General features: G+C 59.0%; 21 protein-coding genes. 5 read left to right on the top strand and 16 right to left on the bottom strand.

Annotation, left to right across the window (positions count from 1 at the left end; all coding sequences use genetic code 11):
* Positions 1-32: 32 nt before the first annotated feature.
* From EDY99_RS11790 to EDY99_RS11800, 3 genes are all read left to right on the top strand, one after another.
* The gene (locus EDY99_RS11790; protein WP_033650863.1) at positions 33-467 is read left to right on the top strand and encodes a flagella synthesis protein FlgN; all 435 of its coding nucleotides are present in this window, start codon (positions 33-35) and stop codon (positions 465-467) included.
* 229 nt (positions 468-696) lie between these two features.
* A complete protein-coding gene (locus EDY99_RS11795) occupies positions 697-1,071 on the top strand; it encodes a type II toxin-antitoxin system RelE/ParE family toxin (RefSeq protein WP_123061774.1) in 375 nt (124 codons plus the stop codon).
* Positions 1,064-1,366, top strand: coding sequence for a DNA-binding transcriptional regulator (locus EDY99_RS11800; protein WP_015378258.1), 303 nt, complete (start codon positions 1,064-1,066; stop codon positions 1,364-1,366). Before EDY99_RS11795 ends, EDY99_RS11800 begins: the two co-directional genes overlap by 8 nt.
* 2 nt (positions 1,367-1,368) lie before the next feature.
* On the opposite strand, the gene EDY99_RS11805 is transcribed toward EDY99_RS11800, so the two are convergent.
* The 16 genes from EDY99_RS11805 to EDY99_RS24610 all read right to left on the bottom strand — a co-directional run bounded on the left by EDY99_RS11805 (position 1,369) and on the right by EDY99_RS24610 (position 18,485).
* Positions 1,369-1,773, bottom strand: coding sequence for a flagellar protein FlhE (locus tag EDY99_RS11805; RefSeq protein WP_033643530.1), 405 nt, complete (start codon positions 1,771-1,773; stop codon positions 1,369-1,371).
* Entirely contained in the window at positions 1,773-3,851 is a 2,079-nt protein-coding gene (gene flhA, locus EDY99_RS11810) for a flagellar biosynthesis protein FlhA (protein WP_033643531.1), read from the bottom strand. The genes EDY99_RS11805 and flhA overlap by 1 nt, the downstream gene beginning before the upstream one ends.
* Positions 3,844-4,995 (bottom strand): flagellar biosynthesis protein FlhB, encoded by a 1,152-nt coding sequence (flhB, locus tag EDY99_RS11815; RefSeq protein WP_033640021.1) that lies wholly within the window; start codon positions 4,993-4,995, stop codon positions 3,844-3,846. The genes flhA and flhB overlap by 8 nt, the downstream gene beginning before the upstream one ends.
* 165 nt (positions 4,996-5,160) lie before the next feature.
* On the bottom strand, positions 5,161-5,805 hold the full coding sequence (cheZ, locus tag EDY99_RS11820) for a protein phosphatase CheZ (protein ID WP_004934858.1): 645 nt from the start codon (positions 5,803-5,805) through the stop codon (positions 5,161-5,163).
* 10 nt (positions 5,806-5,815) lie between these two features.
* A complete protein-coding gene (gene cheY, locus EDY99_RS11825) occupies positions 5,816-6,205 on the bottom strand; it encodes a chemotaxis response regulator CheY (RefSeq protein ID WP_004934862.1) in 390 nt (129 codons plus the stop codon).
* Between the two features lie 102 nt (positions 6,206-6,307).
* On the bottom strand, positions 6,308-7,357 hold the full coding sequence (locus EDY99_RS11830) for a chemotaxis response regulator protein-glutamate methylesterase (RefSeq protein WP_033643532.1): 1,050 nt from the start codon (positions 7,355-7,357) through the stop codon (positions 6,308-6,310).
* Complete coding sequence (gene cheR / locus EDY99_RS11835; protein ID WP_025159837.1) at positions 7,357-8,229, bottom strand: protein-glutamate O-methyltransferase CheR; 873 nt, start codon at positions 8,227-8,229, stop codon at positions 7,357-7,359. Before cheR ends, EDY99_RS11830 begins: the two co-directional genes overlap by 1 nt.
* 37 nt (positions 8,230-8,266) lie before the next feature.
* Entirely contained in the window at positions 8,267-9,883 is a 1,617-nt protein-coding gene (locus tag EDY99_RS11840) for a methyl-accepting chemotaxis protein (RefSeq protein WP_033650861.1), read from the bottom strand.
* Between the two features lie 75 nt (positions 9,884-9,958).
* Positions 9,959-11,629 carry a methyl-accepting chemotaxis protein gene (gene tsr / locus EDY99_RS11845; RefSeq protein WP_033643534.1) on the bottom strand — a complete coding sequence of 557 codons (1,671 nt, stop codon included), beginning with the start codon at positions 11,627-11,629 and terminating at the stop codon, positions 9,959-9,961.
* A 195-nt stretch (positions 11,630-11,824) separates the two neighbouring features.
* The gene (cheW, locus tag EDY99_RS11850) at positions 11,825-12,325 is read right to left on the bottom strand and encodes a chemotaxis protein CheW (protein WP_025303271.1); all 501 of its coding nucleotides are present in this window, start codon (positions 12,323-12,325) and stop codon (positions 11,825-11,827) included.
* A 32-nt stretch (positions 12,326-12,357) separates the two neighbouring features.
* Complete coding sequence (cheA, locus tag EDY99_RS11855; protein WP_046896583.1) at positions 12,358-14,379, bottom strand: chemotaxis protein CheA; 2,022 nt, start codon at positions 14,377-14,379, stop codon at positions 12,358-12,360.
* Positions 14,376-15,440, bottom strand: a complete 1,065-nt coding sequence (gene motB / locus EDY99_RS11860; protein ID WP_033650859.1) for a flagellar motor protein MotB — start codon at positions 15,438-15,440, stop codon at positions 14,376-14,378. The genes cheA and motB overlap by 4 nt, the downstream gene beginning before the upstream one ends.
* A complete protein-coding gene (gene motA, locus EDY99_RS11865; RefSeq protein WP_015378266.1) occupies positions 15,437-16,327 on the bottom strand; it encodes a flagellar motor stator protein MotA in 891 nt (296 codons plus the stop codon). Before motA ends, motB begins: the two co-directional genes overlap by 4 nt.
* A 145-nt stretch (positions 16,328-16,472) precedes the next feature.
* Positions 16,473-17,057 carry a flagellar transcriptional regulator FlhC gene (flhC, locus tag EDY99_RS11870; RefSeq protein ID WP_016927281.1) on the bottom strand — a complete coding sequence of 195 codons (585 nt, stop codon included), beginning with the start codon at positions 17,055-17,057 and terminating at the stop codon, positions 16,473-16,475.
* Complete coding sequence (gene flhD / locus EDY99_RS11875) at positions 17,057-17,407, bottom strand: flagellar transcriptional regulator FlhD (RefSeq protein WP_033643537.1); 351 nt, start codon at positions 17,405-17,407, stop codon at positions 17,057-17,059. The genes flhC and flhD overlap by 1 nt, the downstream gene beginning before the upstream one ends.
* Positions 17,408-18,236: 829 nt before the next feature.
* Positions 18,237-18,485: a hypothetical protein gene (locus EDY99_RS24610; protein ID WP_164489277.1), complete on the bottom strand. Its 249-nt coding sequence runs from the start codon at positions 18,483-18,485 to the stop codon at positions 18,237-18,239.
* Between the two features lie 279 nt (positions 18,486-18,764).
* Between EDY99_RS24610 and ydgT the strand changes: the two genes are divergently transcribed.
* The gene (gene ydgT / locus EDY99_RS11885) at positions 18,765-18,980 is read left to right on the top strand and encodes a transcription modulator YdgT (RefSeq protein WP_004934895.1); all 216 of its coding nucleotides are present in this window, start codon (positions 18,765-18,767) and stop codon (positions 18,978-18,980) included.
* 197 nt (positions 18,981-19,177) lie between these two features.
* Positions 19,178-19,597 (top strand): universal stress protein UspC, encoded by a 420-nt coding sequence (gene uspC / locus EDY99_RS11890; RefSeq protein ID WP_033650858.1) that lies wholly within the window; start codon positions 19,178-19,180, stop codon positions 19,595-19,597.
* Positions 19,598-19,613 lie beyond the last annotated feature (16 nt).

The following is a 19,613-nucleotide window of genomic DNA, read 5'->3' on the forward strand; positions in this document are numbered from 1 at the left end:
CGGCGGGTAGCGGTAAAGGATAAGTCATCACTATGGAAAAGCTGGCACAACTGCTGGACAAACTGTTGGAAACGCTGCAGGCGCTCAATGGCGTGCTGGAAGAAGAGCACGATCTGTTATGCTCCGGCCAGCTGCCGGGCGTGGCCTTGCAGCGCGTAACCGATGCCAAAAGCCAACTGCTGGCGACGGTCGCCTACCTCGAGCAACAGCGCCTGGGGCAGGAAAAAACCTGCGGGCAACGCGCGCCCTATGCCAGCCACGCTCCCCTGGCCGACCGTTGGCAGCGCGTTCAATTGCTGAGCCAAACGCTGCGCGAAAAGAACCAGCACAACGGCCTGCTGCTCAATCAGCAGATCGACCATAACGCTCAGGCGCTGGCCATCCTCAGCAAAAACAACAAATCGCTGTATGGCCCGGACGGCCAGTCGCACGCCGGCAGCCTGCTCGGCAGAAAAATCGGCGTCTGACCTGACTCATTTGCCCGGTGAGCCTATCACCGGGCATGCGTTAACCGACTTCTGCGCATCCCGTCACATTTTCACCCTATTACTCTTTGAATTCACTTAAGGCTTTGCGCCAGGCTGCGCATGGCGTGAATTTCGCTGTTTCTTTCCCTTTGGCCGCTTGTCACCCTGTGGTTATTTTTAAACCACTTGAAATATACCCTTAACGGGTATAGATTCGCAGGGAGAGCGAATGGTCGACATTTATCTCACCAAAACCTTTCAGGGTTTTGCCGCACGCGAGCGCATTAGCGACGCCACGATAGTGAAAGCGGCGCGAGAGATGCAACATCAGCTGTACGACGCCAATCTTGGCGGTTGCGTAGACAAAAAGCGCATCGCTCGGGCTGGTGCGGGCAAACGTGGCGGCTATCGGATACTGATCGTTTTTCGCGATGAAGACCGCCTGTTTTTTATGCGCGGCTTTGCCAAAAGCGAGAGAGAAAACATCAGTGCGGATGAGTTACAGGGATTGAAACATCTGGCTGCGCTGTATCTGGATTATTCGCCATTCAGACTCTACCAGCTGGTCAACAACAGGGAGTTACGGAGGCTAAGCGATGAGTAAAATTCTTGCCGAGATCCACCAGGAAGTTCAGGGCCTGCACCGCGCCGGTTTCGTCGACGACGTGACCATGCGCACTTTCGACATGCTGTGCCTGCGGCCGGTAAAGCAGTTCGGGCCGGCCGAGATCCGCGCGTTGCGCGAACGGGAAAACGTCAGTCAGCCGGTGTTTGCGCTGTATCTCAACGTCAGCAAAAAGGCGGTGCAGAAATGGGAGCGCGGCGAAGCGCAACCGAACTCCGCCGCGATGAAACTGCTGACGCTGGTGGAACGCAACGGCCTGCAAATTCTGGCCTGATCTTACTGATAATTGACGATCACCTGATTGCCAATCACCCGCAGCGGCGGATTCAGCCCGCCTTGCGACTGCACGTAATAGACAAAGCGCAATTCCGCATTGGCCGGCTCGCCCTGCAGACCGATGCTGCTGCCGCTGCCGCCGCCGAGCGGAATGCAGCGGTTTACCGTGCAGAGTTGGGCCTGCAGCCCCACGGGCTCCGGCCCCAGCAAACGGTAGCGCCAACTGACGCTGGTGATACGCGCATTGGCGTCCGGCAGCGCGTTCGGCGGCCGCAAACCGGCGGATTCATCGCGCATCCCGCCCTGTTCCAGCGTGACCCCCGCCCCTTCAGCCACCCAAGAGCCGGACACCGCGCCGGCGGCTAGCGGCGCCAGCAAACACAACAAGGACAGACAGCGTTTCATCAGGCGGCTCCAATGGTCGAGGTCATGCGAATCTGGCGATCGTCGTTGATCTCCAGGTTGGACAGCACCACGAGCTGCGGCAGGCTGCGACGCAGGAAGCGCGCCAGTAAAGGACGCAGCGCATGGTTAACCAACAGCACCGGCGGCGCGCTGAGCATCTCTTGCCGTTGCAGCGCCTGACGCGCCTGCTCCAGCAGACGGTCAGCCAGCCCCGGCTCCAGACCGCCGCCGCCCTGCAACGCCTGCAGCAACAGGCGCTCCAGCTGGGTATCCAAGCCGATAACCTGAATCTCGCCGTTGCCCGGGAACCACTGCTGCGTGATCGCCCGGCCCAGCGCCACCCGCACCACGGTGGTCAATTCGTAAGGATCGCTCTGCGCCGGGGCATGTTCCGCCAGCGTTTCGACGATGGTGCGCATATCGCGGATGGACACGCGCTCGGCGAGCAGATTTTGCAGCACCTTGTGCAGCGTCGTCAGTGACACCACGCCCGGCACGAAGTCTTCGGTCAGCTTCGGCATCTCCTGCGACACGCGATCCAACAGCTGTTGGGTCTCCTGGCGGCCGAACAGCTCGCTGGCGAACTGCCCTATCAGGTGATTGAGGTGCGTCGCCACCACGGTGCTGGCTTCCACCACGGTAAAGCCCTGGATTTGCGCCTGTTCGCGCAAGGCGCTGTCTATCCACACCGCTTCCAGCCCGAAGGCGGGATCGACGGTTTTGTCTCCCGCCAGCTCGCCCACGGCATTGCCGGGGTTGATCGCCAGCCAGCGGCCCGGCTGCGCTTCACCGCTGCCGATCTCGACGCCTTTCATCAGGATGCGATAGCTGGCTGGCGGCAGTTCCAGGTTGTCGCGAATGTGCACCACCGGCGGCAGATAACCCATGTCCTGGGCGAATTTCTTGCGGATCCCGCGGATACGCCCAAGCAGCTCGCCGTTCTGTTGAAAATCGACCATCGGAATCAACCGGTAGCCCACTTCCATCCCCAGCGGATCTTCCAACTGCACGTCGGCCCAGCTGGCCTCGGCGGCCTGCGGATTCTCCGGCATCACCGGATCTTCCACCGTTTTCGGCGCCTGTTGTTCACGGCCGCGCAGCCACCAGGCGAGGCCCAGCAGAGCCGCGGTAAACAGCAGGAACACCAGGTTCGGCATGCCCGGCACCAGTCCCAACAGGCCCAGCACCCCGGCGCTCAGCAGCATCACGCGCGGATTGTTGAACAGCTGGCCCACCATCTGCTCGCCGACATCCTGATCGGTCGCGACGCGGGTGACGATGACACCGGCGGCGGTGGAGATCACCAATGCCGGGATCTGCGCCACCAGGCCGTCACCGATGGTCAGCAGCGTATAGCTTTCCGCCGCCGCCCCCAGTTCCATGCCGTGTTGCACCACGCCGACCAACAGGCCGCCGACCACGTTCAGCACCATGATCATCAGGCCGGCGATGGCGTCGCCGCGCACGAATTTACTGGCGCCGTCCATCGAGCCGTAAAAATCGGCCTCCTGGGTCACTTCGGCGCGGCGTTTCTTCGCTTCGTCTTCGCCAATCAATCCGGCGTTCAAATCGGCGTCGATCGCCATCTGTTTACCCGGCATGCCGTCCAGCACGAAGCGCGCGCCCACTTCGGCGATACGCCCTGCACCTTTGGTAATTACCATAAAGTTGATCAGCACCAGGATGATGAACACCACGATGCCGATGGCGAAGTTGCCCCCCACCAGGAAGTGGCCAAAGGCTTCCACCACGCGCCCGGCGGCGGCGGAACCAGTGTGGCCCTCCAGCAAGATGATGCGCGTCGACGCGACGTTGAGCGACAAACGCAGCAATGTGGAGAACAGCAGAATGGTCGGGAAAGCGGCGAACTCGAGCGTACGCTGGGTAAACATCGCCACCAGCAGCACCATGATCGACAGCGCGATGTTGAAGGTAAACAGCAGGTCGAGGATAAACGCCGGCAGCGGCAACACCATCATCGACAAAATCAGCAGGATCAGCACCGGGCCGGCCAGCACCTGCCACTGCGTATCTTTAAAATTGCCCGGCAAACGAAGCAGGGAGGCCAAATTAGCCATCAGAGTCACTCTCTCTCGCAAAATCCAGTGCTTCCGGCACCGGTAAACGTTCAGGTTTTTTCGGGATCAGGCCGCCCTCGCGCCGCCAGCGGCGCAGTTGGTATACCCAGGCCAGCACTTCGGCGACCGCGGCATACAGGGTGGCCGGAATGTGTTGTCCAATCTCGCTGTGCCGATACAGCGCGCGCGCCAGCGGCGGCGCCTCCAGCATCGGAATGCGGTGCTCCGCACCGAGCTCACGAATGCGCAAGGCGATTTCGCCGGCCCCCTTGGCCAGCACCTTCGGCGCACTCATTTTCTTGTCGTTGTACTGCAACGCGACGGCGTAGTGCGTCGGGTTGGTGACGATCACGTCCGCCTTAGGCACGTCGGCCATCATGCGGCGCCGGGCGATCGCCCGCTGCTGCTGGCGAATGCGCCCCTTGACGTGCGGGTCCCCTTCCTGGTCTTTGAATTCGTCGCGAATATCCTGCTTGGTCATCTTCAGCTTTTTGAAGTGGCTCCACAGCTGATAGAACACGTCGAACGCCACCATCGGCGTCAGCCCCAGCACCACCAGAAAACCGCAGAACAGGATCATCTGCAGCGCATTGCCCAGCGCATCGAGCGGCTGCTGGGTCATCAGATGCAGCATCGCCGCCCAGTTGTGCCATAGATAGAGGCCGGTGACCCAGCCGACCAACGTCGCTTTCAGGATCCCTTTCAGCAGCTCGGCCAACACCTGGCTGGAAAAGATGCGTTTCAACCCGGACAGAGGGTTTAGCCGCTTCATATCGAACTTGATCGACTTGCCGCTGAACAAGATGCCCCCCAACAGCATTGGCGCGGCGAGCGCTACCAGCACCAGCCCCGCCATGATCGGCAGCAGCGCCAGCACCGCCTGACGCAGCAACATGCCCAGTTGGCGAAGCATCTGCTTGTCGTTACTGACCATGCCGTGGTCAAAGTTCAGCCCTTGCGTGAGCATCGCCGCCAGCTGTTGCGCCATGTTGCTGCCGGACATCAGGATGATCGCCAGGCCCGAGAGCAACATCAGCACCGAGGTCAGCTCGCGGGAGCGCGGGATCTGGCCGTCTTCACGCGCCTTCTCCAGCCTGTGGGGCGTGGGGGCCTCGCTTTTTTCCAGATCGCTGTCTTCAGCCACGAAACGCCGTTCCTGTGTCGGGAGGGTAAAGAATGGCGGTCAGCATGCCAAAAAATTGGCGATGTCATTGGCGGAACAACGGGGAAAAAGGCGGGTTATTTAGGGGATGAGACCAAAACTGCGTGGCTTGTTGTCGGGGCGCGCCGTCGCGCGCCCCGAAAGGCCTCAGAAACCGAGGCTGTCGAGCAGATCGTCGACCTGCGCCTGGTTGGCGATCACGCCGACGCCGTTCTGGTCGAGCTGCGGGCCGTTCAGCAGGCTGTCGTTCGGCCGTTTTTCCTTCACCGGCTGCTCCGGCATGTTTTCCATCAGCACCATCAGCAGCTGCTTTTCGATCTCCTGCACCACGTCCATCATGCGCTTGATCACCTGACCGGTCAGATCCTGGAAGTCCTGCGCCATCATGATTTCCAGCAGCTGAGCGTTGGTGAAGGCCGTATGGCCCGGCACCTGATCCAGATACTGACGCGTGTCGTTGACCAGAGAACGCGCGTCGTCCAGTTCGATGGGATTGGCGAACCACTCGTCCCAGCGCCCTTTCAACGCGTTGGCGCCGGACTCCAGCTCCGCCTGGCGCGGTTGCGCCGCCTCCACGCAGTTCAACGCCCGTTCCGCCGCCTGCGCCGTCATGGTTACGACATAGTCAAGACGGTCGCGCGCATCCGGGATCGCCTCTGCCGCCTGGGCAATCGCCTGATCGAGCCCCAGTTCGCGCATGCTGTCGCGCAGCATTCGGGTCAGTTGGCCGATGCGGGAGATGATCTCTCCCGCGGTCGCTGCATCGCTGGCAGGCATTGGAATGTCTCTCATCGCCCTCTCCTTACATGCCCAATTTTTCAAAAATCTTGTTGAGCTTTTCTTCCAGCGTCGCCGCCGTAAAAGGTTTCACTACATAACCGCTGGCGCCGGCCTGCGCCGCCGCGATGATATTTTCTTTCTTGGCTTCCGCCGTCACCATCAGCACCGGCATCGCGGCCAGCGCGCTATCGGCGCGGATGGTCTGCAACAGTTCGAGCCCGTCCATGTTCGGCATGTTCCAGTCGGACACCACGAAGTCGAAACCGCCGGCGCGCAGCTTGTTCAGCGCATCTGCGCCATCTTCAGCTTCTTCGACGTTGTTGAAGCCCAGCTCTTTCAGCAAATTTCTGACGATGCGGCGCATGGTGGAGAAGTCGTCCACAACCAGAAATCTGAGGTTCTTGTCTGCCATTGTTACTCCTGAAATAGTTAACCGTTTAATGATGCAAAACCGCAGGCCGCCGCGCGGCGACCGTAGGTCATATCGCCGCCGGGCAAACCCTGCGGACTGAAATCAAATGCGCAATGCCTGGCCGCCGGAAATCTGCGCCAGCATGCGCTGGCTCATCCTGTCCAACTCGACCACTTCGCTGACGCCGCCGCCGGCGATCGCCTCGCGTGGCATGCCGAACACCACACAGCTCGCCTCGTTCTGCGCCAGGGTATAGGCCCCGGCGCGGTGCATCTCCAGCATCCCCGCCGCCCCGTCGTTCCCCATGCCGGTGAGGATCACCCCCACCGCATTGCGGCCGGCATATTGCGCTACCGAGCGGAACAGCACGTCGACCGACGGACGATGGCGGTTGACCGCCGGGCCGTCATGCAGCTTCACCTGATAGTTGGCGCCGCTGCGCGCCAGCTCCAGGTGGCGATCCCCCGGGGCGATGTAAGCATGGCCCGGCAGTACGCGCTCGCCGTCCTCCGCTTCTTTCACCGTGATCTGGCACAGCTTGTTCAGCCGTTCGGCGAACGAACGGGTGAACCCCGGCGGCATGTGCTGGGTGATCAGCAGCGCCGGACTGGTGGCCGGCAGCGGCTGTAGCACCTGGCGGATCGCTTCGGTGCCGCCGGTGGAAGCACCGATGGCGATCAGTTTTTCACTGCTCAGCAGCGGCGCATGGCTGAGGATCGCCGGCGCCGGGCTGCTGGATCGCTGCGGCAGGCGCGCTCTGGCGGCGGTGCGGATCTTCTCGGCGATCAGTTCGCTGTAGGCCAACATGCCCTCGCGAATGCCGAGCTGCGGTTTGGTGACGAAATCCACCGCGCCCAGCTCCAGCGCTCGCAGCGTGATCTCCGAGCCTTTACCGGTCAGCGAAGAAACCATCACTACCGGCATCGGCCGCAGGCGCATCAGCTTCTCGAGGAAATCCAGCCCGTCCATGCGTGGCATCTCGACGTCCAGCGTCAGCACCTGAGGATTAAATTTTTTGATCAGATCGCGCGCCACCAGCGGATCCGGCGCGGTCGCCACCATTTCCATGTCGGGGTGGCCGTTCACGATTTCCGTCATCAGCTGACGCATCAGTGCCGAATCGTCTACGCATAACACTCTGATTTTACTCATTACCTCTCCTTGGTCAGCCCATACACGGTCTGCCCACGCAAGTAGAAATCCCGGCTGATCTGGCTGAAGTTCTCGGAGTGGCCGGCGAACATCAGCCCCCCCGGCTTAAGCAAGGGAACGAAGCGGCGCAGGATGCGCTCCTGCGTCGCCTTATCGAAATAGATCATGACGTTGCGGCAAAAAATGGCGTCAAATTGCCCCGGCAGCGCCCATTCCGGCGCCAGCAGGTTCAACGGCTGGAAGTTCACCCGCGCCGCCAGTTCCGGCCGCACGCGCACCAGTCCCTGATGCGGCCCGGTGCCGCGCAGAAAATAGCGCTGCATTTGGGTCGGCGTCAGGGTGCGCAGATCTTCCTGGCGGTAAACGCCCGCTTCCGCTTTTTCCAACACCTGCGTGTCGATGTCGCTGGCCCAGACCTGGCAACTGCCGGCCCGCTGCCCCAGGGCATCGCTCAGCGTGATGGCGATCGAATACGGCTCTTCGCCGGTCGAGGCCGCAGTGCTCCAGACGCTGTAGCCGTTCGGCCGCGAGCGCGCATGCTCCGCCAGGATCGGGAAGTGATGCGCCTCGCGGAAAAATGCCGTCAGGTTGGTGGTCAATGCGTTGATGAACGCCTGCCACTCCGCGCTGTTCGGATCGCTTTCCAGCAGCGCCAGATAGTCGCCGAAATCGTGCAATCCCAGCAGCCGCAACCGGCGCACCAGGCGGTTGTAAACCATCTCGCGCTTATGCTCCGCCAGCACGATGCCGGCGCGTTGATAAATCAACTGGCTGATACGGCGAAAATGCACGTCCGACAGCGGCAGGCGCTGCACCATTTGCGTCAACATCGACGCAGTATCCCGGTTAGAAGTTGACGGTGCCTGTTTCATGCCGCCTCACCGGAGAAAAACGTGCTGTTTATGCGGTTTAACAATCTTGGGCTTCCTTTACCACGGGTGAAACTGCGTTGTTACTGTTACCTGGCGCGACGACGTTATCGTCCGCCAGACGGAATACCGCGACCGCGTCGGCCAGGGTAATGGCCTGCTCTTCCAGCGCGGTGGCGGCAGAAGCGGACTCTTCCACCAGCGCAGCGTTCTGCTGGGTAACCTGGTCCATCTGGGTCACCGCCTGCGTCACCTGTTCGATGCCGCGGCTTTGTTCATCCGAAGCCGACGCGATCTCGCCCATGATGTCGGTCACGCGAGTTACCGAACGCACAATGTCCTGCATGGTGGCGCCGGAGTTTTCCACCAGCACCGAGCCGTGTTTGACGCGGCTGACCGATTCGTCGATCAGCACCTTGATCTCTTTCGCCGCCTGCGCGCTGCGGCTCGCCAGGTTGCGCACTTCACCGGCGACCACCGCGAAACCCCGCCCCTGTTCGCCGGCGCGCGCCGCTTCCACCGCCGCATTGAGCGCCAGAATGTTGGTCTGGAAGGCGATGCCGTCGATCACGCTGGTGATGGCGCCGATTTTCTGCGAACTGTTGGCAATATCGTGCATGGTGGTGACCACGTCACCGGCCAGTTCGCCGCCCTTAGCCGCAGTGGCCGAAGCGTCGCGCGCCAGCTGAGACGCCTGCCGCGCATTGTCGGCGTTCTGTTTCACCGTCGCGGTCAGCTGTTCCATGCTGGCGGCGGTTTCTTCCAGCGACGCGGCCTGCTGCTCGGTGCGGGAAGAGAGATCGTTGTTGCCTTCGGCGATCTCCTGCAGGCCGATCAGAATCGACTCCGCCCCGTCGCGCACCGCGCCGACGGTGCCGATCAGCGACTGCTGCGTGCGTTGCAGGCTGGCGAACAGCATGCTGATTTCATTACGGCCATACACCTGAATCGGCGTCGCCAGATCGCCGGCGGCGATGCGTTCAAAGTGGCTGCGGATTTGGTTCAGCGGCTGTATCAGCATGGTGCGCAACCACCACATGGCGCTGCCGGTCACCACGATCAGCATCAATACCGCCCCCGCCAGCATCAGGCCCGCCAGCGTGAAGGAGAACTGATTAGCGTCTCTGGCCTCGCTGATGTCACCGTTCACCAACTGCAGGTACTGCACGAAGTCGGCCTCGAACAGGTCCTGGGTTTTCTGCGTCGGCTGATCCATAAACGCCTGCAGCTCGCCCTTTTCCAGGAAACCGATCAGCTCGCGCAGCGCGCCGCGCAGCCGCTCGTAGCTGGCCTTGGTGGTGGCCGTCTGCTGGTTCTGCTGTTCACTGCTGCGTTCAACCGCCATAAACTGATTGAAATAGAGATCGGCCTTCTGCAGCGAACTGCGGGCGTTGCTCATCAGCTCGTTCACCTGCTCCTGCGGCAGTTTCAGCGCCGCGCGGGTGCCGGCGCGGTTCAGCGTATTGCGCGCCTGCAACAGCGACACCCAGCTCAGGCTGAGCGAATCGCGCTGCTGGCTGCCGAGGGTGATGATGTCGAGGTTGTGGTTATCGGAGCGAAACGCGGAATACGACAGGCCGCTGCTGGCCAACTGCAGAATGCAGAAGGTCATCAACAACAGGAATAAGCTGGTAGAGATACGGATTCGGTTAAACACTTGAACCTCCTTGCAGCCGGCCGGCGACCGGCCTACGTAGGGAAAAGGGCCTCTGCGAGAGAGGCCCGATACCGGTCAGAACGTTTCCCAGTTATCCTGCAGATCGCTGGCGTTCATTTTCTTATGATTGATTACCGGTGTTACCGTCGCCTTGCTGGTGACAGGCGCTTTAAATTCTTCCTGGCCTTCCTGCCTCAGACGGAATACCGCTACCGACTGGGTCAGCATGCTGGCCTGTTCTTCCAGCGCCGCCGCCGCCGAGGCGGATTCTTCCACCAACGAGGCGTTCTGCTGGGTGACGCGGTCCATTTCCGCCACCGCCTGGCCAACCTGATCGATGCCGCGGCTCTGCTCATCCGACGCCGAGGCGATTTCGCCCATGATGTCGGTCACGCGGGTGACGGCGTTGACGATGTCGCCCATGGTTTCCCCGGCGCTCTCGACCAGCACGGAACCCATATCGACGCGGCTGACCGAATCTTCGATCAGGCCTTTGATCTCTTTCGCCGCCTGTGCGCTGCGCTGCGCCAGGTTACGCACTTCACCGGCCACCACCGCGAAGCCACGGCCCTGCTCGCCGGCGCGCGCCGCTTCCACCGCGGCGTTCAGCGCCAGGATGTTAGTCTGGAAGGCAATGCCGTCGATCACGCCGGTGATATCGGCGATCTTCTGCGAGCTGCCGGCGATGTCATGCATGGTCTGCACCACGTTAGCCACGACCTTGCCGCCTTTCTGCGCGGTTTCAGAGGCGCTCAGCGCCAGTTGCGAAGCCTGACGCGCGTTTTCGGCGTTCTGTTTCACCGTCGCGGTCAGCTGTTCCATGCTGGCGGCGGTCTCTTCCAGCGACGCGGCCTGCTGCTCGGTGCGGGAAGAGAGATCGTTGTTGCCCGCGGCGATTTCGGACGCGCCGCTGTAGATGGCGTCTGCGCCCTGGCGCACGCCGCTGACGGTTTCAATCAGTTCGCCTTGCATGTGTTTCAGGCTGGCCGCCAGCACGCCCATTTCGTTGCGGCTGTTGACGACGATCTGCTGAGTCAGGTCGCCGGCGGCGATCTGTTTGATGTGCTCGATCATGCGGTTCAGCGGGCGTACCAGGATGTGATGGATACCAGTCCAGACCAGTACGATCACCGCCAGCACCACCACCAGGATCACGATCAGCGTCCAGATGGCCGAGTTGTATGAGCTGTTGCTGCCGTCGACCGCGATTTGGTACAGCTTGCCGTTTTGCTCCAGGTAAACGTTGTAGCTCTGCTCAAAGTTGTCCTGGTAACTCTGCGTAGGTTGATCGAAGAACGCGTTGATTTTGCCTTCGCCCAGCAGTTGGATCAGCTCGGAGAGCGCGCCGTACAGCACATCGTACTGATGCTTGAGGCGTTCCGCCGCCTGAGGATCCTGACGCGGGTCCTGAGGGATTTTCTCGTACGCGGCATAGTGTCTTTCCGCTTCGCCCAGCTCTTCCTTCGCCTTGGCCAGCAGTTCATCAATGGTGGCGCCGCTGCCGATCTTGTTGGTATCCATCATGTAGCGAATACCGGCACGGTTCAGGGAGTTGCGCGCCTGCAGCAGGTCAACGCGGCTTTCGCTCAGCTGCAGCTGCTGCTGACGAATAGTTTGCAGGACGGTAAAGTTTTCCTTATCGCTTTTCAGCGAGGAGAAAAAGAGTCCGCCCGAAATCAACTGCAAGGCGCCAAACAGCACCAACACCAGCAACAGGCTGGTGACCACCTTCATACGATTTAACATGATTTCCCTTGTTGAAGCCCGCGCAGACAGGCTCTGATGACGTTGAATGTGAGAGTTATCGGCGCAGCGCGGCAAAACTTTATGCGGGAAAGTAACTATTTTTAGTAGGGGTTCCGGGCGCGGCGGGCGGCATCGCGACAGGTCAGGGAACGTGAAGGTTGAAGGGGGCAGCGCCCTGCCCCCTTGAGTCTTGGATCAGACGCTTTTCGCCACGCTGTCGACCAGCGACATCTCTTCGCTGCTCAGCAGCTTTTCGATATCCACCAGGATCAACATGCGCTCGCCCAGCGAACCGAGGCCAGTGAGGTATTCGGTCGCCAGGGTCACCGCGAACTCCGGCGCCGGACGGATCTGCTCGGCGGTCAATGACAGCACGTCGGAGACGCCGTCAACCACGATGCCCACCACGCGCTGGCCAAAGTTCAACACGATCACCACGGTGTTCTCATCGTAGGAAACGCTCTGCTGGGAGAATTTCACCCGCAGATCGATGATGGGAACAATCACGCCGCGCAGGTTGGTGACGCCCTTGATGAACGCCGGGGTGTTGGCGATGCGGGTCACCTGATCGTAGCCGCGAATTTCCTGCACCTTGAGGATGTCGATGCCGTACTCCTCGTTGCCCAGGGTAAAAATCAGAAACTCTTGCCCTACCGTTTCGCCAGCCAATTTGCTGACGGCTGCCAATCCTGCCATATCATTCACCTTTTAAATCAATAAACTCATTATTATGCGGCGGCGTCCGTCAGACGCTTTTCACGGTTCAAGGTTTGCAACGCCGAGACATCGACGATCAAGGCCACGCTGCCGTCGCCCAAAATGGTCGCGGCGGAAATGCCCGGCACTTTGCGGTAGTTGCTTTCCAGATTCTTCACCACCACCTGATGCTGGCCAATCAGCTGATCCACCAGCAACGCATAGCGGCGGCCGGCGCTTTGCAGGATCACCACAATGCCCTGGGTGGCGTCGGTTTTGGCGCCTTCCACTTCGAATACCCGATACAGTTCCACCAGCGGCAGGTATTCGCCGCGCACCTGCAGCACGCGCTCGCCGCCGGCCAGCGGGTGCAAGTCTTCCGCCTGCGGCTGCAGCGATTCCATCACCGCGTTCAGCGGCAGAATAAAGACTTCGTCGTTCACTTTGACCGACATGCCGTCGAGGATCGCCAGCGTCAACGGCAGCAGAATGCGGATGGTGGTGCCTTTACCGGCCTGCGAACGGATCTCGACGTGGCCGCCCATCTCCTGAATATTTCTTTTCACCACGTCCATGCCGACGCCGCGGCCGGAAACGTCGGTCACCTGCTCGGCGGTGGAGAAGCCCGGCGCGAAGATCAGCATGCCGACCTCTTCGTCGCTCATGCTGTCGCTCACCGCCAGCCCTTGCGAAGCGGCCTTGGCGAGAATTTTTTCGCGGTTCAGACCGGCGCCGTCGTCGATGACCTCAATACAGATGTTGCCACCCTGGTGTTCGGCCGACAGCACCAGATTGCCCACCGCCGATTTACCGGCGGCGATGCGGGTGGCCGGCTCTTCGATACCGTGATCGAGGCTGTTGCGCACCAGGTGCGTCAACGGGTCGATAATCCGTTCGATCAGGCTCTTGTCCAGTTCGGTCGAGCTGCCCTGCAGCGTCAGCTCCACCTGTTTGTTCAGCTTGCCGGCCAGATCGCGCACCAGACGCGGGTAGCGGCTGAAGACGTATTCCATCGGCATCATGCGGATCGACATCACCGACTCCTGGAGATCGCGTGCGTTACGCTCCAGCTGGCTCATGCTGTTCAGCAGATCGCCGTGGTTCACCGGATCCAGCGTGCCGGAACGTTGCGCCAGCATCGACTGGGTGATCACCAGCTCGCCCACCAGGTTGATCAGCTGATCCACCTTTTCCACCGCTACGCGAATGCTGGTGGATTCGCTCGCCTTGGCGCGCGCTTTCGGCGCTTCCGCCGCTGCGGCCGCCGGTTTGGCGGCAGGCGGCGCAGCGCTGGCGATCGGCGCTGGCGCCGGTTCCGGCGCAGCGACCGTCTCCGGCAAGTTCGCCTCCGCGACGGCCGGCGCGCTTTGCGTCGGCGTCGAGAAGCTGATTTGTTCCGGTTCCAGCACGAAGCACAGCACGGCGCTGATGTCGTCTTCGCTGGCGGAGGTGAGCAACGTCACGTCGAGGCTGTGTTCCGTCTGATGCGGGTCTTTAACTTCGCCGAGGTTGCCCAGCTCTTCCAACATCAAGGGGATTTCACTGGCTTTCAGCCCGTTCAGGCTGATGCGCATGCCGCCTTCGATCGCCGCCGGCGCGGCCGATGGCTGAGCGACCGGCTGCTGAACGGCGGGTTGAGCCGCAGGCGCCTCCTGCTGCTGTTGCGCTTCCAACGCCAGCTGACGCAGCGCCTGGCAAATGTATTCAAAGCTTTCAGCGTCAGGCTGTTGCGAGGTTTTATAGGCGTCCAGTTGCTCCTGCATAATGTCTTTGGTTTCCAGAAACAGGTTGATAATCTCGGTGCTCAGGCTCATTTCCTGGCGTCTTGCACCGTCCAGCAGGTTCTCCAGCAGATGGGTGGTTTCCTGCAGCACCGAAAAACCAAAGGTCGCCGCGCCGCCCTTGATCGAATGCGCCGCGCGGAAGATGGCGTTCAACGGCTCGATATCGGGGGCCAGCGGATCCAGCTCCAGCAGGTGTTGCTCCATGTCGGCCAGCAACTCGTCCGCCTCATCAAAGAAGGTCTGATAAAAATCGCTAATGTCCATGCTCACGGGGTCACCTCTGGCTGTGAGTCGCGGTTAGTCGGTGCGGGTGCGGCCGCCGGTGGTTCCGGCGCCTGGTCGGCCGGGGCTATCGCCGGGGACGCCTGCGGTGGAGCGCTCGGCGTTGGTGCCGCGGGTTCCGGGGCTGTCGTCGAAGATTCCGGCGTTTGGCTGGCCGGCGCGGTCGCCGACGGCGCCAGCTGCTTCAGGCTGTCCGGCTGGGCAATATCCAGCGCGTTGCTTTCGGCATTTTCGTGCTCGATGCCCTCTTGCGTTTGCTTGTTCAACACCAGTACGGTGATGCGGCGGTTAATCGCATCATCGGCGCCATGCTGTTTCAGGCTCATGGTGGCCGCCATGCCTACCACCCGCAGCACTTTGCCTTCCGCCAGGCCGCCGGCGATCAGCTCGCGTCGCGACGCGTTGGCGCGATCGGCCGACAGTTCCCAGTTGCTGTAGCCGCGTTCGCCGGTGGCGTAAGGGATGTCATCGGTGTGGCCGGACAGGCTGATTTTGTTCGGCAAGTCGTTAAGGATCGGCGCTATCGCGCGCAGAATATCGCGCATGTAGCTCTCGACCTGCGCGCTGCCGGTTTTGAACATCGGCCGGTTCTGGCTATCGATAATCTGGATGCGCAGCCCTTCGTCCATCATGTTGATCAACAGATGTGGACGCAGCGCCTTCAGGCGCGGATCGGACTCAATCAACTCATCCAGCTTTTCGCGCAGCTTGTTCAGGCGCAGCTCTTCGGCGCGCGAGTCCGGCGAATCGACCTGTTTTTTCACCAGGCCATGCTGTTGCGTTGGATCGTCGCCGCCGCCAGGAATGGGGCTGCTTTCGGAACTGCTCTTGTCGCCGCTGGTCAGGGCAACCTTGAGCGGCGTGCGAAAGTATTCGGCGATTTGCGTCAGCTCCTGCGGGCTGGCGATCGCCAGCAGCCACATCACCAGGAAGAACGCCATCATCGCCGTCATAAAGTCGGCATAAGCGATCTTCCAGGAGCCGCCGTGATGGGCGGCATGATGCGACTTGCGCTTTCTGACCAAAACGACCGGATGATTCTGTTTCATGCTTCTTCTTCTTCCGTCGCCTGCTGCGCCGGCGCTTTCACGCGGCGCACGTGTTCTTCCAGCTCAACGAAAGAAGGACGTTCGGTGGTATACAGCGTTTTACGGCCGAACTCGACCGCGATCTGCGGCGCGTAACCGTTCAGGCTCGACAACAGCGTGACTTTGATGCACTGCATCATCTTGACGTTTTCGGCGCTCTTCTGACGCAGCAACGTCGCCAGCGGCGAGATGAACCCGTAGGCCAACAAAATGCCGAGGAAAGTACCGACCATGGCGTTAGCGATCAGCGCGCCCAGTTCAGCGGCCGGACGGTCAGCCGAAGCCAGGGCGTGCACCACCCCCATCACCGCCGCGACGATGCCGAACGCCGGCAAGGAGTCGCCCACCATCGCCAGACTGCCGGCGGGCACTTCGCTTTCCTGCTCGTAGGTTTCGATCTCTTCGTCCATCAGCGCTTCGATCTCGAACGCATTCATATTGCCGCTCACCATCAGCCGTAAATAGTCGGTAATGAACTCCACCAGGGTGTTATCGGCAAGGATGCGCGGATAATTAGAGAAAATTTCACTTTCTTGCGGATTATCGATATCGAACTCGAGCGACAGCATGCCCTGCTGACGCGATTTGGCCAGCAGACGGAACAGCAACGCCATCAGATCCATATACAGATCTTTGTTGTATTTGGAACGGCGCATCAGGCGCGGCAGGGCGCGCAGCGTCGCTTTGATCGCCTTGCCGTTGTTGCCGACGATGAAAGCGCCGACCCCCGCCCCGCCGATAATCAGAAACTCCGCCGGCTGATAGAGCGCACCGAGATGACCGCCCACGATCAGGTAGCCGCCAAACACCGCACCCAATACCACGAGATAACCCAAAATAACTAGCACACGCATTCCTTAAATTAACAATGTGGATGGAAGGTGGGGCAAACGCGCCCTGGCGCGACAGACCAGGCTGCATGTCTGGGGGCGGCATGCCGCCCCTGCGTATCACACGTCGGTATTCATTGCCGAGAGCCGGCAACGTGGCGGCTCAAATGGCGCGTTTGACCTGCTCGTCCAGCAGTTGAGGAATAATATCGGCCAGTTGCGGCGAAAGTTTACGTCTTTTTACAGCGCGGGATGGGGGTTGGCATAAACTGCAGATGAAACCGTTCAGCGGCTGGTGCGCGTGGGTGATAAATGCGCCGCCGCAGCAGCTGCAGGCGGAGAGCTGCAACATGCCGCTGTCGACAAAGCGCACCAGCGTCCAGGCGCGGGTCAACGCCAGCAACGGCGCCTCACCGGCCTGCTGTGGGCACTGCTCCAGGTAGAGGCGATAGGCTTTGATCACCGCTTCCACCCCGCTGCACTGTCCGCTTTTCATCAGAAACAGGTAGGCGTTATAAAACATCGAGGAATGAATATTCTGTTCCCAGGTCATAAACCAGTCGGTTGAGAACGGCAACATTCCTTTTGGCGGCGGGCTGCCGCGCAACTCCTTGTAAAGTTTAATCAAGCGCCCGCGGCTGAGCTGGGTTTCACTCTCCAGCATCTGCAAACGGGCCCCCAGCGAAATCAGCTCCATGGCGAGCTGAATGTCCTTGGCTTCTTGAACAATGCTTTTCTCAACCATCATCAGGCTCTTTTCTTCGTCGGGCTAGCGTCTTTACTCGATAGCTCTTGCAGTAAATGGCTTGATAGCAAAATGCCGGTATGGATTTGTTGCAGATCGTCGACGCGCGACTCTTTAGTCAGGCGTTCGATGGTCTGGTGATCGTTAAAGCGGAAGTGGCAAACCAGCTGGTTGGTCTCGGCCAGTTTGACCATTTGCGGCAAAGTCAGCTGCGCCAACGCATCGGCCATGGTCTCATCAATACCAAGGCGGAACATCGCGGACGCTTTTTCATCGTTGATCAAACGCTGTGCTAAAAGTAAATATGACAAATTGATGTCATAAATATGCTTAAGTAATTCAGACGTACCCATATTCCCCATCCCGACAGACTATGTTTAAAAACATACGCTGGGTGATAAATTTTATCGCCCGTGACCTGGGTTGTTTCCCAAAGTTGGCAAATTAATCTCTCAAAAACGACTGCTATAATTTTCGCCAATCGCTAAATTCGACCACTGTTCAGTATTTGCTACGAGCGTAAACCAACGTGTATGGATGTACAGCATTCTGCTTCGATAGTGTTTAGTCACCATGAAACTATTTTTACAAATTTAATAAGATTATTCCTAAAGCAGCGCAACTCTACCCCCGAACCATTAGCACACACAATGTAAGTGAGAGGCAATTTTAAATACAATGTGACATAGATCACAAAAATAAAAAATAATTAATCCAAATACCCCTAAATTCGCACATTTTATGACCCGCATTTTGCTCACAAAATCGCCTTAGGTAAAAAAACGTCTTAAAAACAATGTTTATCAGCCAAAAAATTATCTTTTTTAGATCAATTCGAACAAAACCATCACCAAACCAAAATAACAGAACAAAAATCTGCATATAGGCAACAATCTTAGTATAAATAACCATTTGAGCCGCTAAAAAATATCCGAGGTGAAAAATAACCAATGTAAACTATAAGGTTATTAGCTATCGGATTTGACTTAAACCCTCCGCAGAGGGTTGTTCTAATTTTCAACATCAGGTGATTATGGCTTATCAATGATTCGCTGGCGTAGTGAACAAGCCAATAGACGTAACGATATGTTTCCGTATTAGCGCGGCGCAAGAATGGTTTTTTAACGTTAAATTGCCCCAAAACGACATATCGGCAGCACATCCTAAAGCTTTAGCGTTTTTTTATTTCTTTTTTGCCGGCGCATTAATTACCACGCCGTTCCAGACGTTATTAAAATTCCCGCGCCCCATCGTTTCATTGCAATAAAATAAAACGCAGTTTTGTTTTACTTGCCATAATCGCGCAGGCCAAACAGGCGTAGTTTCAATGCCGACAGCGGCAACATACATCGCCTCGTGCTGCGACAGCCCTCCGGACAGGTGAAAAAAACGCCGCCAAAGGAGAGCGAGCACGGCTTCGCGCGCTTGCACGCAGCGGAAACGTCAACGCTTAAGCTCCTCGTTCGTGACGCATCGCCCTGAGACTTTCCCTATTTCTTCATTTATCAGCAGGATGAGATTGCTGATGCCGCACTTGCATATTATGATTTATCCCAGCGCCGCCACGGGCGGCGTCACATTATTACCCAGTGCAATTTATTCACTTGAAATGATTTTTGTCAGGTCGTACATCGCTGCCTCGACGGCGTCGCCGTGAGCCGCTATGTGTTATTCACCCGGCTTTAACTATTAACAGGCTATATTTTAATCATGACCGATACGCTCGAATATCTGCTGACATTCCGTAAATGCTCCTCTTTGGACAGCCTGGAGAAGGTGTACGACAAACTGAACTATTCCATTGAAAACGATACAGAAATGAGCAATATGTACCGCGCTGCCGACCACCGTCGCGCCGAGCTGGTTGCCGGTAAATTGTTCGATCTGGGCAAGGTGCCGAAAACGCTGTGGGCGCAGGTGCTTTAATTCAGTGAAATTACGTGCGGCAACGGTTTTATCTTTTATTGCTATATAACCGGAGCAAACTCAGCTTTTATTGCCGCGCGTGATGCGAAACACATTTATTCCCCCCGCCAGGTTCTACCCTTTATCCGAGCGCAGCATTTCATCCAAGGCCCCGACGCGGCAGCCTGAAACACGACGGATGCAACAAGGAGTGGAATATGGGGTATCAAAACGTTCTGGTTACCGTCGCCGTCGCGCCTGACAGCCATCGTCTGGTGGAAAAGGCCGTCTCTATCGTCCGCCCCTACGGCGGCAACATCACCCTGTTAAGCACCCTCGCCAATCCGGAAATGTACAATAATTTCGCCGGGCCGATGCTGGCCGATTTGCGCACGCTGATGGAAGAGGAAACCCGGCTGTTTATGGAGGAACTGCGCCAACGCGCCGGCTACCCGATCGCCGATACCCTTATCGTGCATGGCGAGCTTGGCGACAGCCTGGAATTCGCCAGCCGCCGTCAGCCGTTCGACCTGCTGCTCTGCGGCAATCACCGCGACAGTATGATGAACAAAGTCTCCTGTTCCGCCGCCCGCTTCATCAACATCAGCCATATCGACGTGCTGATCGTTCCGCTCTGAGGCTAAGCACATTCGG

It is taken from the genome of Serratia sp. LS-1, from assembly GCF_003719595.1.
Lineage (GTDB): Bacteria > Pseudomonadota > Gammaproteobacteria > Enterobacterales > Enterobacteriaceae > Serratia > Serratia ureilytica.